16 protein-coding genes and 1 tRNA gene are annotated in these 12,631 nt (G+C 70.6%); 8 read left to right on the top strand and 9 right to left on the bottom strand.

Annotation, left to right across the window (positions count from 1 at the left end):
* Positions 1-94 precede the first annotated feature (94 nt).
* Positions 95-185, bottom strand: a tRNA-Ser gene (locus KAK03_RS14240).
* Between the two features lie 76 nt (positions 186-261).
* On the opposite strand from KAK03_RS14240, the gene KAK03_RS14245 reads away from it, so the two are divergent.
* Entirely contained in the window at positions 262-669 is a 408-nt protein-coding gene (locus tag KAK03_RS14245) for a YchJ family protein (RefSeq protein WP_210854622.1), read from the top strand.
* A gap of 7 nt (positions 670-676) precedes the next feature.
* On the opposite strand, the gene KAK03_RS14250 is transcribed toward KAK03_RS14245, so the two are convergent.
* Entirely contained in the window at positions 677-1,057 is a 381-nt protein-coding gene (locus KAK03_RS14250; protein WP_210854623.1) for a hypothetical protein, read from the bottom strand.
* A 137-nt stretch (positions 1,058-1,194) separates the two neighbouring features.
* On the opposite strand from KAK03_RS14250, the gene KAK03_RS14255 reads away from it, so the two are divergent.
* Both KAK03_RS14255 and rarD read left to right on the top strand, forming a co-directional pair.
* Positions 1,195-1,911, top strand: a complete 717-nt coding sequence (locus KAK03_RS14255; RefSeq protein WP_310738605.1) for a pseudouridine synthase — start codon at positions 1,195-1,197, stop codon at positions 1,909-1,911.
* 37 nt (positions 1,912-1,948) lie between these two features.
* Positions 1,949-2,791, top strand: a complete 843-nt coding sequence (gene rarD / locus KAK03_RS14260; RefSeq protein ID WP_210854625.1) for an EamA family transporter RarD — start codon at positions 1,949-1,951, stop codon at positions 2,789-2,791.
* Here the strand turns inward: rarD and KAK03_RS14265 are convergent, their stop codons facing one another.
* Genes KAK03_RS14265 through KAK03_RS14285 form a run of 5 tightly spaced genes read right to left on the bottom strand, consistent with a single transcriptional unit; the run spans position 2,792 to position 7,650 of the window.
* Positions 2,792-3,511, bottom strand: coding sequence for a GntR family transcriptional regulator (locus KAK03_RS14265; RefSeq protein ID WP_310738606.1), 720 nt, complete (start codon positions 3,509-3,511; stop codon positions 2,792-2,794).
* Positions 3,493-4,371, bottom strand: coding sequence for an ABC transporter permease (locus KAK03_RS14270; protein WP_210854626.1), 879 nt, complete (start codon positions 4,369-4,371; stop codon positions 3,493-3,495). The genes KAK03_RS14265 and KAK03_RS14270 overlap by 19 nt, the downstream gene beginning before the upstream one ends.
* A gap of 2 nt (positions 4,372-4,373) precedes the next feature.
* The gene (locus KAK03_RS14275; RefSeq protein ID WP_210854627.1) at positions 4,374-5,270 is read right to left on the bottom strand and encodes an ABC transporter permease; all 897 of its coding nucleotides are present in this window, start codon (positions 5,268-5,270) and stop codon (positions 4,374-4,376) included.
* 13 nt (positions 5,271-5,283) lie between these two features.
* Positions 5,284-6,582, bottom strand: coding sequence for an ABC transporter substrate-binding protein (locus KAK03_RS14280; protein WP_210854628.1), 1,299 nt, complete (start codon positions 6,580-6,582; stop codon positions 5,284-5,286).
* A gap of 45 nt (positions 6,583-6,627) precedes the next feature.
* Entirely contained in the window at positions 6,628-7,650 is a 1,023-nt protein-coding gene (locus KAK03_RS14285) for an ABC transporter ATP-binding protein (protein ID WP_210854629.1), read from the bottom strand.
* Positions 7,651-7,827: 177 nt separating this feature from the next.
* Here KAK03_RS14285 and KAK03_RS14290 point away from each other — a divergent pair, with 177 nt between their 5' ends.
* Complete coding sequence (locus KAK03_RS14290; protein ID WP_210854630.1) at positions 7,828-8,559, top strand: aspartate/glutamate racemase family protein; 732 nt, start codon at positions 7,828-7,830, stop codon at positions 8,557-8,559.
* 10 nt (positions 8,560-8,569) lie between these two features.
* Here the strand turns inward: KAK03_RS14290 and KAK03_RS14295 are convergent, their stop codons facing one another.
* Together KAK03_RS14295 and KAK03_RS14300 are read right to left on the bottom strand one after the other, a co-directional pair.
* Entirely contained in the window at positions 8,570-8,794 is a 225-nt protein-coding gene (locus KAK03_RS14295; protein ID WP_310738607.1) for a hypothetical protein, read from the bottom strand.
* Between the two features lie 133 nt (positions 8,795-8,927).
* Positions 8,928-9,830 carry a DUF808 domain-containing protein gene (locus KAK03_RS14300; protein WP_210854631.1) on the bottom strand — a complete coding sequence of 301 codons (903 nt, stop codon included), beginning with the start codon at positions 9,828-9,830 and terminating at the stop codon, positions 8,928-8,930.
* Positions 9,831-9,908: 78 nt separating this feature from the next.
* Here KAK03_RS14300 and KAK03_RS14305 point away from each other — a divergent pair, with 78 nt between their 5' ends.
* Genes KAK03_RS14305 through KAK03_RS14320 form a run of 4 tightly spaced genes read left to right on the top strand, consistent with a single transcriptional unit; the run spans position 9,909 to position 12,620 of the window.
* Positions 9,909-11,162 (top strand): M20/M25/M40 family metallo-hydrolase, encoded by a 1,254-nt coding sequence (locus tag KAK03_RS14305; protein WP_210854632.1) that lies wholly within the window; start codon positions 9,909-9,911, stop codon positions 11,160-11,162.
* A 2-nt stretch (positions 11,163-11,164) separates the two neighbouring features.
* Positions 11,165-11,737 carry a peroxiredoxin gene (locus KAK03_RS14310; protein WP_210854633.1) on the top strand — a complete coding sequence of 191 codons (573 nt, stop codon included), beginning with the start codon at positions 11,165-11,167 and terminating at the stop codon, positions 11,735-11,737.
* 26 nt (positions 11,738-11,763) lie between these two features.
* Positions 11,764-11,985: an RNA-binding S4 domain-containing protein gene (locus tag KAK03_RS14315; RefSeq protein ID WP_210799822.1), complete on the top strand. Its 222-nt coding sequence runs from the start codon at positions 11,764-11,766 to the stop codon at positions 11,983-11,985.
* Positions 11,985-12,620 carry a response regulator gene (locus KAK03_RS14320; protein ID WP_210854634.1) on the top strand — a complete coding sequence of 212 codons (636 nt, stop codon included), beginning with the start codon at positions 11,985-11,987 and terminating at the stop codon, positions 12,618-12,620. The genes KAK03_RS14315 and KAK03_RS14320 overlap by 1 nt, the downstream gene beginning before the upstream one ends.
* The last annotated feature ends 11 nt before the right edge of the window (positions 12,621-12,631 follow it).

The raw sequence follows: 12,631 nt of genomic DNA on the forward strand, positions 1-12,631 counted from the left end.
TAACGGCACCGCCGGGGGCCTCCCCGCTAGATCGTGGGGGACGCGCCGGCAGCCCGGAAAAGAAAAGGGCCTTCGCGTGGCGAAGGCCCTGATCTGGCGGAGAAGGAGGGATTCGAACCCTCGATACGGTATAACCGTATACCGGATTTCGAGTCCGGCGCATTCGACCACTCTGCCACCTCTCCTGGTAAGCGATGCACCCGTGGTCTGTCTGGGTGAAGCCTTGCATTCTAGCGCAACTTTTCGCTCACCCCGCCCGAGATGCCTGACACCCTCCCCACCGCGTGCCCCTGCGGCAGCGGCCGACCGCTGGCCGACTGCTGTGGCCGCTGGCACGCTGGCCCGCTGCACCTGCAGGCCCCCGACGCCGAGTCGGTGATGCGTTCACGCTACAGCGCCTATGTGCTGGACCGGCTGGACTACCTGAGGGACACCTGGCATCCGCGCACGCGGCCCGGTGACCTGTCGCCAAACCCGGCCGGGCTGCGCTGGCTGGGCCTGGAGGTGCGCCGGCACCGTGTCACGGCGCCGGACCATGCCGAGGTGGAGTTCGTCGCGCGCAGCAAGCTGGGCGGGCGGGCGCACCGCCTGCATGAGACCAGCCGCTTCGAGCGCGCGGCCCTGGAGGGCGCGCCGCGCTGGTACTACGTGGACGGCGACCTGCGCTGAGCGGGACTCAGGCGACGAACTGCTCGCGCACCGCGTCGGCCGCCAGCCGGCGCGCCAGCCAGGCCAGCGCAGCGGCCACCGGCAGCGCGGCCAGCAGGGCCCACAGCGCCTGGCCGGCCAGCAGCCAGACCAGGGCGGCGCTGCCCGCGCCCGCGGCCAGCAGGCAGGCCATGCTGGCCCGGCGCGCCCACTCCAGACGCCACCACAGGCCGGCACCGGTGACCGAGAACAGCGCGGCTGTCACGCCGGCGGCGGCGATCCACCACGCGGACGCGGTGCTGCCCCACCACCCCACCCAGGCGGCCAGCACGGTGGCCAGCGCCCAGAGCAGGCAGGCGGTCCAGGTCACGAGCGGCGTGCGGCCGCCGAGATAATAGGTCTGAGGCATGGTCGGTCCCTCCTTGCGCGGTCATGGTGCCGCGGTTCGATGACAGGCATTTTTCAAAAAGACCCGTGATCAGCGCCCTCCCCAGTTCATCGGGGCATCCCCAGCCTGTGGGACAGGCTGGCGCTGCACTGTCGCCCGTGCGCCACGACCTGGTGGTGCTGTGCGCGACCGAGGCGCTGCTGGTCGTCGACAAGCCCCCCGGTCTGCTGGTGCACCGCAGCGGCCTGGACGCCCACGAGACCGACACCGTGCTCGACCGCCTGCGCCCCGCGTGGGGCCCGCTGTCGCCGGTGCACCGGCTGGACAAGGGCACCTCGGGCGTGCTGGTGCTGGCCCGCCAGGCCGATGCCGCCCGGGCGCTGGGCCAGGCCTTCGAGGCCGGCCAGTGCCGCAAGCGCTACCTGGCGCTGGTGCGCGGCTGGCCGGCGGATGAATGGTCCGTCGATCATCCGCTGGCGCGCGACCCCGAACGCCCCAGCCAGGGCCAGCCGATGCTGGATGCCTGTACCCGGGGCCGCACGCTGGCGCGGGCCGAGTGGCCGCTGTCCACCCGGCCGGGCTTCGACGGCACCCGCGTCGCGCTGGTCGAGGCCTGGCCGGAAACCGGACGGCGCCACCAGATCCGCCGCCACCTGAAGCACCTGGGCCATCCGCTGATCGGCGACAGCACGCATGGCAAAGGGCCGCTGAACCGCGCGCTGGCCGACTGGCTGGGGGTGCAGCGGCTGTGGCTGCATGCGCTGTCGCTGGCCGTCCCGGCCCTGGACGACTGGCCGGCGCAGCAGTGGCTGGCCGCGGCCGGTCCGGAGTGGAAGTCCCTGCCCGACTTGGGCGCCGCCGTGCCGCCACAATAGGGCCCCGTTGTTCTGCCGCCGACCCTGCGGCCCGCCCATGCCGCCCGGTCTGCTGAGTGCCGCCACCGCCTACATCATCTGGGGCCTGTTTCCGCTGTACTTCCACCGCCTGGCCTCGGTGCCGCCGCTGGAGATGGTGGGCCACCGCTCGGTCTGGTCGCTGGTGATGGTGCTGGGATTGCTGGCCTGGCAGCGGCGCTGGGCCTGGTTGCGTCAGCTGACGCCCAAGGCCATGGGGGCCTTCGCCGCCAGCACCGCGCTGCTGGCCGCCAACTGGCTGCTTTATGTGTGGGCGGTGCAGCAGGGCCGCGTGCTGGAAGCCAGCCTGGGCTACTTCATCAACCCACTGTTCAACGTGCTGCTGGGCGTGGTGGTGCTGGGCGAGCGCCCCAAGCCGATGCAGTGGGTGGCCGTGGCCGTGGCCGGCCTGGGCGTGCTGTGGCTGGGCTGGACGGCCGGCGCGCCGCCCTGGATCGCGCTGGGCCTGGCGGCCAGCTTCGGCCTGTACGGCCTGCTGCGCAAGACCGCGCCGCTGGGTGCGGTGGAAGGCCTGGCGCTGGAAACCATGCTGCTGGCGCCGCTGGCCGTGCCGGCACTGGCCTGGCTGGTGGCCAGCGGTGGCGCCCCGCACAGCGGCGGCGACTGGTTCTGGCTGGTGCTGGCCGGCCCGCTGACCGCCGTGCCGCTGCTGCTGTTCGCCCATGGCGCGCGGCAGATCACGCTGGCCACGCTGGGCCTGCTGCAGTACCTGGGTCCGTCGATCCAGTTCATGCTGGGTCTGTGGGTCTTCCACGAGCCGCTGCAGCCGGCGCGGCTGCTGGGGTTTGGCCTGATCTGGGCGGCGCTGGCGGTCTACACCGCGGCGGCCTGGCGGCGCTGATCAGCGTGCAGTTGCAGCGGGCTCGCGGTAGGACGCAAACACGTCGCGCAGCGCGGCTGCAGCAGGCGTCTGGGCCAGCGAGCGAGCCAGCTCCTGCAGGTGGCGGCGCATCTCGGCCGCTGCGCGCGCCGGCGGGCCGCTGGCCAGCGCCTCGACCAGGTCCTCGTGCCGGTGCGCCACGCAGCCCGGGTGGCCGTGGCGCTGGTAGAGCATGATCAGCAGCGAGGTGATCGGCAGCAACTCGTCGATCCAGCGCAGGAAAACCGGGTTGCCGCCCAGCGCCGCCAGCTCGCGATGGAACTGACCCGACAGCCGCACCGCGGTGGCGTGGTCGCCTCGCTGCAGCGCCTCGGCCTCGGCGATCACCAAGGCGCGCAGGGCGGCCAGCTGCGCGGGCGTCAGTCGGCCCGCCAGCTGGCGCGCGATCTCGCATTCCACCACCTGCCGCGCCGCGAACACCGACGCCGCCTGCGCCAGGTCGGGCTGCGGCACCTGGGCACCGCGGTTGTGCTGCAGTTCGATCACCTGGTCGGCCGCCAGGCGCTGCAAGGCCTGGCGCACCACGGTGCGCGAGACGCCAAAGCTCTCGGCCAGTTCCTCTTCGCGCAGGCGCAGGCCGGGCGCCAGGCGGTGCTCGACGATCGCCTGGTAGATGCCTTGGTAGACGCGGTCGGTGGCGGTGTCGGCCGACCGGGCCCGCTTCAGCCGCGTCGCCGCCACAGCGCCACCAGGGCCAGGCTCAGGCCCATCACCGCAAAGGAAATGGCCGTGGTCACCGTGCCCAACGCATAGATGACCGGCGTGGTCACCGTGGTCGTCAGGCCCTGCAGCTCCAGCGGCAGGGTGTTGAGGTCACCCATGGCCTGCGAGCTGCGGGCGATCTCGTCCCAGCTGAGCGTGAAGCCGAACATGCCGATGCCCACCAGGCTGGGCGCGATCAGCGGCAGCACCACATGGCGCTGGGTCTGCCAGGCGCTGGCGCCCAGGTCGCGCGCCGCCTCTTCGTAGGCCGGGTTGAAGCGGTTGAAGATCGCGAACATGATCAGCAGGCCGAAGGGCAGCGTCCAGGTCAGCTGCGCGCCCAGGCCCGAGCTGAACATGCCCAGCGTGGTGGTGAAGCCCTCCAGCGCCTCGGGCGACCAGGCTTCCAGCGCCCACTTCACGCCGCCATCCAGCAGCCGGAACATCAGCCCGATGCCCAGCGACACGATGATGCTGGGCATGATCAGGCTGGCCACCACCACATAGAACAGCGGCGCGCCGCCGGGCAGGCGCTTGCGGTAGGCCAGGCCGGCCAGCAGCGACAGCAGCACCGTCAGCGTCATCACCACCGTGCCCAGCAGCAGCGAGCGGCGCAGCGCGGCGCCGATGTCGATCACGCCGATGCCCTCCCACAGCTGGCGGAACCAGTGCAGCGACCAACCGCGCATCGGGAAGGTCAGGCCGCCCTCGGGGCCCTGGAAGCTCAGCACCACGATGGCCAGCATCGGCCCGTAGAGGAACAGCACGAAGGCGCCGAACACCACGGCCAGAGGCCAGAAGCCTGGGGCGCGCGGTTCGCGGCGAGCGGCGCTGGCCATGTTCAGAGCTCCCGCCGCAGGTCGACCAGGCGCAGCAGCGCCACGATCATCATCAGCACCACCGCCAGCAGGATCACCGCATTCGCGGCCGCCAGCGGAAACTGCAGGTAGCTGGTCTGCACCTGGATGATCTTGCCCACCGAGGCGATCTGCTGCCCGCCCATCACGCCCACGGTGACGAAGTCACCCATCACCAGCGCCAGCACGAAGATCGAGCCGATGATCAGCCCGGTGCGCGACAGCGGCAGCACCACATGCCAGACGGTCTGCCAGGTGCTGGCGCCGTTGTCGCGCGCGGCCTCGATCAGGCTGCGGTCGATGCGCATCATCGAGTTGAAGATCGGCACGATCATGAACATCGTGTACAGGTGCACGAAGGCCAGCACCACCGAGAATTCCGAGAACAGCAGCCACTCCAGCGGCTCATCCACCAGCCCTGCCGCCTGCAGCCCCTGGTTGACCAGGCCGTGGCGGCCCAGCAGCGGCACCCACGAGATCATGCGGATCACATTGCTGGTCCAGAAGGGCACGGTGCAGACGATGAACAGCAGCGTCTGCATCCACTGGCTGCGCACATGAAAGGCCAGGAAGTAGGCGATCGCGAAGCCCAGCACCGCGGTGATGGCCCAGGTCAGCAGACTGAAGCGCAGCGTCGAGCCATAGGTCTTGAGCGTGACGCACAGGTCCTCGCCCGAGGTGACCAGGCTGCTGCCGCAGCCGCGGAACACGTCCAGGTAGTTCTGCGCGCTGAAGGCCGGGATCAGCTCGTAGTCGGTGGCCTGCCAGAAGCTGACCGCGACGATCAGCCCCAGCGGCACGACGAAGAAGACCACGAACACCGCCGCCAGCGGGGCCGCCTGCAGCCACGCCAGCAGGGAGGAGTTCGGGGCCTTCGACATCACCGCGCGGTGCTCAGGCAGCGACGAACTCGTTCCACTTCTGCACCATGTACGCGTTCTCGTCCATGATGGCGTTCCAGCAGGCGATGCCGCCCATGCGCTGCTCGTAGCTGCCACCGTCGCGCACCGCGCCCACCTTGGCCAGCACGTCGCCGTTGGGCGACAGGATGTCCTTGGTGGCGGCCTTGCCCTCCATCCAGTAGGCCCACTCGTAGGCCTCCATCTTGGCCTTGGCGGTCTCCAGCACCGCGCTGTAGTAGCCCTGGCGGTTCAGGTAGGCGCCGGCCCAGCCGTCAAGGAACCAGTTGATGAACTCGTAGACGCCATCGGCCTTGCGGCCGGTCACGGTCTTGGGCACGCCGAAGCCGGCGGCCCAGGCGCGGTAGCCCTCCTTCAGCGGCTGGAACACGCAGGGGATGCCCTTGGTGCGCACCGCGGTGACGGCCGGGCTCCACATCGACTGGATCACCACCTCGCCCGAGGCCATCAGGTTGACCGACTCGTTGAAGTCCTTCCAGAGGCTGCGGAACTGGCCGGCCTTCTTGGCCTCGATCAGGGTCTTGATCGTCAGGTCGATCTCGGCCTTGGTCATGTTGCCCTTGTCGGGGTACTTGTACAGGCCCATGGCCTCGACCACCATCGCCGCGTCCATGATGCCGATCGAGGGGATGTTCAGGATCGCCGCCTTGCCCTTGAACTCGGGGTTGAGCAGTTCCTTCCAGCTCTCGATCGGGCGCTTGATCAGGTCGGGCCGGATGCCCAGCGTGTCGGCGTTGTAGACCGTGGGAATCAGGGTCATGAACTGGGTGGGCTCCTTGGCAAAGTCCTTGGCCGTGGGGTTGGCCACGTACATCACCTTCTTCGGGGCCGTGCCCTGGTCACCCACCTTCTTGCCGGCCACCTCGCCCTTGGTGAACAGGGTGGTGATCTTGTCGGCGTTCTTGATGCGCCGGGTGTCGATGCCCAGCAGGTTGCCGGTGGGCAGGATCTTCTTGAGCGAGAAGTACTCGGTGTCGATCAGGTCGAAGCTGTTGGGCGCGGTGACGGCGCGCTTGGTGACGTCGTCGGTCGTGACCGGGATGTACTGGATCTTGATGCCGGTGTCGGCCTCGAACTTCTCGGCGATCTTCTTGTCCTGGTTCACCGCGGTGCCCAGGTAGCGCAGCGTGATCTTCTCCTGCGCATGGACGAAGGGGAAACCGGTGATGCCGGTGGCCGCCACGCCAACACTGGCGGCCTGGCGCAGAAAGCCGCGGCGGTCGCCGGCGGCAGGGGCTTCGGGCTTCTCGGGGGTGGGATCGATCGCGCTCATGGCAGGCTCCTCGTGGCGTGGGGGTGGACGGGATGGGTAGAGTGCTCAGCCCACCAGCAGGTGGGCGTCGGCCTCATGCCAGCGCAGGCTCAGGCGCTGGCCGGGTTCCAGGGGTTGGCGGTGGTACAGGTCGTCGGGCAGGCTGGCCACCCAGGCCGGCGGTGTGGCCTCGTCGTCGGCCTCGTCCGTGGCGGGCTGGTCGCCCGGGGGGACCAGGTGGACCAGCACCTGCTGGCCCTGGTACTCCACGGCCCGCACCTGCACGGCCAGTCCGTTCTCTTCAGGTGCGGCCAGCGTGCAGCGGTCGCTGCGCACCGCGATGCGCCCGCCGGGGGTGGCGAACACGTTGTGGGCGCCGATGAAGCGGGCAACGAACTCGGTGCGCGGGCGCTCGAAGACCTCGCGCGGCGGCCCGGCCTGCTCGATGCGGCCGTGGTTCATCACCACCACCAGGTCGGCCAGCGCCATCGCCTCTTCCTGCGAGTGGGTCACATGGACGAAGGTCATGCCCAGTTCGCGGTGCCAGCGCTGCAACTCGGCCCGCATGCGGATGCGCAGGAAGGGGTCGAGCGCCGACAGCGGCTCGTCCAGCAGCAACACGCGCGGGCGGGTCATCAGCGCGCGCGCCAGCGCCACGCGCTGCTGCTGACCGCCGGAGAGCGCCGCGGGCAGGCGCTGCGCGTAGGGCTGCATCGCCACCAGGTCCAGCAGCGCACGCGCCTGGGCCAGCCGCTCCTCGCGTGCCACGCCCTTCATGCGGGCGCTGAAGGCCACGTTGTCCAGCACGCTCAGGTGCGGGAACAGCGCATAGCTCTGGAACATCATCGCCGTGCCGCGCTCGGCCGGCGACAAGCGCGTGATGTCGCGGCCGCCCAGCAGCACCTGACCGGCGGTGGGCTGCTCATGGCCGGCGATCATGCGCAGCGTCGAGGTCTTGCCGCAGCCCGACGGCCCCAGCAGGCAGCAATAGGCGCCGGCGGGCATCGCCAGGTCGATGCCGGCCACCGCCACGGCCTCGCCGTAGTGCTTGCTCAGGCCGGTCAGGGCCAGGTCGGTGGGCTCACTCATGCCGCGGCGTGTATGCAATGCATGTGCCAAGTCCCACCACACCGCCGCCACCTGCGGCCCGTCTCTTGCAGCAGTGCTGCCAGACATGGCGCGGGGCGGATCGATGCACCAGCATCTGGCGCCGCGCACCAAAGTCCGCCGGATCACCCCGCCGTTTTGTATGCAAAGCGCACCAACATGAACCTGCTGCTGATCAACCCCAACACCACCGCCAGCATGACCCGCTCGATGGCCGAGGCCGCCCGCCGCGTGGCCCGGCCCGACACCCGCATCACCGCGGTCCAGCCCAGCTTCGGGCCGGTGTCGATCGAGGGCCACCATGACGAGGTGATCGCCGCGGCCGGCGTGCTGGAACAGGTGCGGCAGGCCGGCACGGGGGCCGACGCGGTGGTCCTGGCCTGCTTTGGCGACCCCGGCCTGGACGCCGCCCGCGAGGCCACCGAGGCGCCGGTGCTGGGCATCGCCGAGGCGGCCTTCCATGCGGCGTCCTTCGTCAGCACCGGCTTCTCCGTCGTGACCACGCTGGTGCGCACCTGCGTGATCGCCGAGCACCTGGTGCTGAAGTACGGCTACGAGCGTCGCTGCCGCGGCGTGCACGGCACCGACATCCCGGTGCTGGCGCTGGAGGAGGACGACGGCCTGGCGTGTGTGCCGGCCCTGGAGGACGCCTGCCGCGCCGCACTGGCGCGCGACCGCAGCGGCGCGATCGTGCTGGGCTGCGGCGGCATGGCACCCGTCAGCGCCGAATTGCAGCGCCGCCTGGGGGTGCCGGTGATCGATGGCGTGGCGGCGGCCGTGGTGCTGGCCGAAGCCCTGGTGCAGCTGGGGCTGCGCACCAGCAAGCAGGGCGACTACGCGACCCCGTTGCCCAAGCGCTACCTCGGCTGGGCCGGCGCGCTGGGCTGGTGAGGCTCAGCGCTCAGCGCTGGCTGTGGCAGACCGCGGGCACCGCATACTCGCGGCCGACCACGGCGCGGGCGTAGAGGTAGTTCTCGCGGGCGCGCTCGCTCAGCGCGTCCAGGTCCACATGGCCCTCCGCATCGCAGGGGAAAGCCATGGCGCGGCCCTGGTGGAACAGCGACTGGAAGCGCAGCTCGAAGCCCGCGTTGGCGGGCAGGGTCTGGCACTGGTAGGCGTGGTGCACGGCGATCTCCTGAAATGCACGGTCACCATGCTGCGCCGATGGGCCCGACGGCGCAGCCGGAGGACACCGGCTTGCACTGTCGGCGCCTGGCGCCGTGCCTTGTCAGAAAACGCCTGACGGGCTCGCCCGGTTGTCAGCGGCGCAGCCGCCGTGCGACTTCCACCACCGCCAGCACCACTGCGCCAGCCACCACGCCGAACAGGCCGTCCAGCACCCAGGTGGCGTGATCGCCCAGCGGCCAGGCGTGCAGCAAGGCGTGGTGCAGGCTCTCCCAGCCGTGCAGCGCGATGCCGCCGCCGACCAGGAACATCGCCACCGTGCCGACCACCGCCAGGGCCTTCATCAGCCAGGGGGCGAAAGCCAGCAGGCCGCCGCCCAGCCAACGCAGCAGGCGCGCCAGCGCCCCGTCGCCGCTCCGCCGCTGCCAGTGCAGGCCCAGGTCGTCGAGCTTGACGATGCCCGCCACCAGGCCATAGACGCCCACCGTCATCAGCACCGCAATGCCCGAGAGCACCAGCACCCGGGTCAGCATGGGCTCGCCGGCCACCGTGCCCAGCGCGATGACGATGATCTCGGCCGAGAGGATGAAATCGGTGCGGATCGCCCCCTTCACCCGCTCCTGCTCGAGCGTGGCCAGGTCCACCGCGGTGTCGGCCACGTGGGCGCGGAGTTCGGCGTCATGGGCCTCGGCTTCGTCGTGGTGCAGCCAGCGGTGGGCCAGCTTCTCCACCCCCTCGAAGCACAGGTACAGGCCGCCGATCATCAGCAGCGGCGTGATCGCCCAGGGCAGGAAGGCGCTGATCGCCAGCGCCAGCGGCACGAGGATGGCCTTGTTCATCAGCGAACCCCGCGCCACCGCCAGCACCACCGGGATCTCTCGCTCGGCGGCGAAGCCGGTGACCTGCTGGGCGTTGAGCGCCAGGTCGTCACCCAGCACGCCGGCGGTCTTCTTGGCCGCCACGCGGCTGAGCAGGGCCACGTCGTCCAGGACGGTGGCGATGTCGTCGATCAGGGCAAACAAGCTGGCGGCAGGCATGGCCTGACGATAGCCTATCGCTGCGGTCCACAAGACCCCACCCGCCACCCGGGTCCACCCACTCTGGAGAATGCCATCATGACCTGCCTGCCCCGCGCCGCCTGGCGCCTCACCACCGCCGCCAGCCTGCTGGCCCTGAGCGCCACGGCCAGCCTGGCCGGCGAGCGGCTGTGGATTTCGCTGGGCGACGATGCCTACCGGCTGCTACGCGCCGCCCAACCCCAGGCCGTCAGCGTCACCGAGGTGAGCGTGCCCGTGCGCGTCGGGCGCCTGGGGGCCACCGCCCAGGACCGGGTGCACGTGGTGCAGGTCGACGAGGACTGGCTGCCCGCGCTGTCCGACGCCGTGCACCGCGACCTGCACCGCTGCGGCGGCTTCATCGTCCACGATTCGCTGTCCAGCGCGCGTGCAGCAGTGCAGCAGGTGCAAGCGCGTGCTCTGCAGCCCGAGGCCGTGGCCGGCGGCACCTACCTGATCAACCAGCAGGCGCTGGTGCAGCCGATGGTGGCGGCGGTGCAGGACAGCCTGATCCTGCAGACCATCGACAGCCTGTCGGCGATCCAGAACCGCTACTACACCACCAGCCACGGCGTGAACGCCTCCAACACGATTGCCGCGCAGTGGGCGGCGCTGGCTGCCGGGCGCAGCGACGTGTCGGTCAGCCAGTTCAGCCACCCGAGCTGGCCGCAGAAGTCGGTGATCCTGACGATCCAGGGCACCACCAAGCCCAAGCAGCACGTCATTCTGGGCGGGCACCTGGACTCCATCCTCTCGGGCGGCACCACCGAGACCAGCCGGGCCCCCGGCGCCGACGACGACGCCTCCGGCATCGCCAGCCTGACCGAGGCGCTGCGCGTGCTGCTGGCCAGCGGACACCGTCCCCAGCGCACGATCCAGTTCATGGCCTATGCCGCCGAAGAGGTGGGGCTGCGCGGCTCGTCGGCGATCGCCGCCGACTACCTGGCCAAGGGCCGCAAGGTGACCGGCGTGCTGCAGCTGGACATGACCAACTACAAGGGTGGTACGCGCGACATCTACCTCTACACCGACTACACCAGCGCGGCGCAGAACGACTTCGTGGCCCGGCTGGCCGCCACCTACCTGCCCGACCTGACGGTGTCCACCGACCGCTGCGGCTACGCCTGCTCCGACCACGCGTCCTGGTTCAACCGCGGCTACCCGGCCTCGTTCCCGTTCGAGTCCGATTTCAACCACCACAGCCCCTTCATCCACACCACCAACGACACCCTGGCCAACAGCGGCAACCAGGCGGCGCACGCCGCCAAGTTCGCCCGGCTGGCCGTGGCCTTCGCGGTGGAACTGGCCAACTGAGCATGCACCACACCCCTGCCCTGTCGTCCTTCCGTCGCGTCGCCCTGGCGGCGCTGGCGGCCTGTGCACTGGCAACTGGCCCGGCCCAGGCCGCGCTGGCCGTGGGCGCCGCCACGCCCGACTTCACGCTGGACGCGGCGGTGGGCGGCAAGGCCTTCCGCTTCACGCTGTCCGAAGCGCTGCGCCAGGGCCCGGTGGTGCTGTACTTCTACCCCAAGTCCTTCACCAGCGGCTGCACCGTCGAGGCCCACCAGTTCTCCGAGGCCACGGCGAAGTTCAAGGCCCTGGGCGCCACCGTGGTGGGCGTGTCCAACGACAGCCTGGCCACCCAGCAGCGCTTCTCGGTCGAGGCCTGCCGCGGCCAGTTCGCGGTGGCGGCCGACGAGGGCGGCAAGGTGATCAAGCAGTTCGACGCCGGCTTCACGCTGGCGCCCGCCGTGGCCGACCGCATCTCCTACGTGATCGAGCCGCCGGGCCGGGTGCTGGCGGTGCACGCCAGCATGGACCCGGACGGCCATGTGGGCGCGGCGATGGCCGCCGTCCAGGCCTGGCAGGCCCGCCAGGGCAAGCGCTGAGCCCGGCCTCGCGCACAATCGGGGCGATGGACGAGATCGACTTTCAGCTGCGCGGTGACCACATTCCGCTCGATGCCCTGCTCAAGGCCACCGGCCTGGCCGACAGCGGCGGGCAGGCGCGTGCCTTGATCGTCGACGGCCAGGTGCGCGTGGACGGCCAGACCGAGCTGCGCAAGACCCGCAAGCTGCGCGCCGGCCAGCAGGTCAGCCTGGGCGATGTGCGGGTCAGCGTGCGCGGAGAGGCCTGATGCCGATGTCCCAGGGCGTGCATTGCCTGCTGGTCGATGACCATGCGCTGTTTGCCGATGCCCTCGGTCTGCTGATCGCCCACCGCCACCCGACGGCGCAGCTCAGCACGGCCAACCGCCTGTCCGGTGCGCTGGAGCAGCTGCGTCAGGCGCCGGACATCGGCCTGGTGCTGCTGGACCTGAACCTGCCCGACAGCCGCGGCCTGGACACCCTGGCCCAGTTGCGCGAGGCGGCGCCGATGGCACGCGTGATCGTGCTGTCGGCCGACGACCGCGCAGAGACCGTGATGGCTGCCCTGGACGGCGGCGCCAGCGGCTTCATTCCCAAGAGCGCCGATGCCTCCGCGCTGGACCAGGCGCTGCGTACGGTGCTGGGCGGCGGTGTCCATGTGCCGCCGGCGTTGACGCGCAGCGCCGAGAGCGCCAGCGGCAGTGAATTGCCGCCGCTCACCGCGCGCCAGATGGATGTCTTCCGCTGCCTGGTCGGCGGCCTGTCGAACAAGCTGATCGCGCGTGAGCTGGCGCTGTCCGACTCCACCGTCAAGACGCATGTGCAGGCCATCTTCGACAAGCTGGGCGTGACCTCGCGCGCCCAGGTGGTGCTGCACGCCGCGCGCATGGGCTGGCTGCCCTGAGCCGGCGCGGC

Source organism: Ideonella alba, from assembly GCF_018069845.1.
GTDB lineage: Bacteria > Pseudomonadota > Gammaproteobacteria > Burkholderiales > Burkholderiaceae_C > Ideonella > Ideonella alba.

What these genes read in the sequence shown, in the direction of transcription:
- KAK03_RS14245 (WP_210854622.1), top strand. Translation starts at nt 262, where the DNA reads ATGCCTGACACCCTCCCCACCGCGTGCCCCTGCGGCAGCGGCCGACCG.
- KAK03_RS14250 (WP_210854623.1), bottom strand. Translation starts at nt 1,057, where the DNA reads ATGCCTCAGACCTATTATCTCGGCGGCCGCACGCCGCTCGTGACCTGG.
- rarD (WP_210854625.1), top strand. Translation starts at nt 1,949, where the DNA reads ATGCCGCCCGGTCTGCTGAGTGCCGCCACCGCCTACATCATCTGGGGC.
- KAK03_RS14270 (WP_210854626.1), bottom strand. Translation starts at nt 4,371, where the DNA reads ATGGCCAGCGCCGCTCGCCGCGAACCGCGCGCCCCAGGCTTCTGGCCT.
- KAK03_RS14275 (WP_210854627.1), bottom strand. Translation starts at nt 5,270, where the DNA reads ATGTCGAAGGCCCCGAACTCCTCCCTGCTGGCGTGGCTGCAGGCGGCC.
- KAK03_RS14280 (WP_210854628.1), bottom strand. Translation starts at nt 6,582, where the DNA reads ATGAGCGCGATCGATCCCACCCCCGAGAAGCCCGAAGCCCCTGCCGCC.
- KAK03_RS14285 (WP_210854629.1), bottom strand. Translation starts at nt 7,650, where the DNA reads ATGAGTGAGCCCACCGACCTGGCCCTGACCGGCCTGAGCAAGCACTAC.
- KAK03_RS14290 (WP_210854630.1), top strand. Translation starts at nt 7,828, where the DNA reads ATGAACCTGCTGCTGATCAACCCCAACACCACCGCCAGCATGACCCGC.
- KAK03_RS14300 (WP_210854631.1), bottom strand. Translation starts at nt 9,830, where the DNA reads ATGCCTGCCGCCAGCTTGTTTGCCCTGATCGACGACATCGCCACCGTC.
- KAK03_RS14305 (WP_210854632.1), top strand. Translation starts at nt 9,909, where the DNA reads ATGACCTGCCTGCCCCGCGCCGCCTGGCGCCTCACCACCGCCGCCAGC.
- KAK03_RS14310 (WP_210854633.1), top strand. Translation starts at nt 11,165, where the DNA reads ATGCACCACACCCCTGCCCTGTCGTCCTTCCGTCGCGTCGCCCTGGCG.
- KAK03_RS14315 (WP_210799822.1), top strand. Translation starts at nt 11,764, where the DNA reads ATGGACGAGATCGACTTTCAGCTGCGCGGTGACCACATTCCGCTCGAT.
- KAK03_RS14320 (WP_210854634.1), top strand. Translation starts at nt 11,985, where the DNA reads ATGCCGATGTCCCAGGGCGTGCATTGCCTGCTGGTCGATGACCATGCG.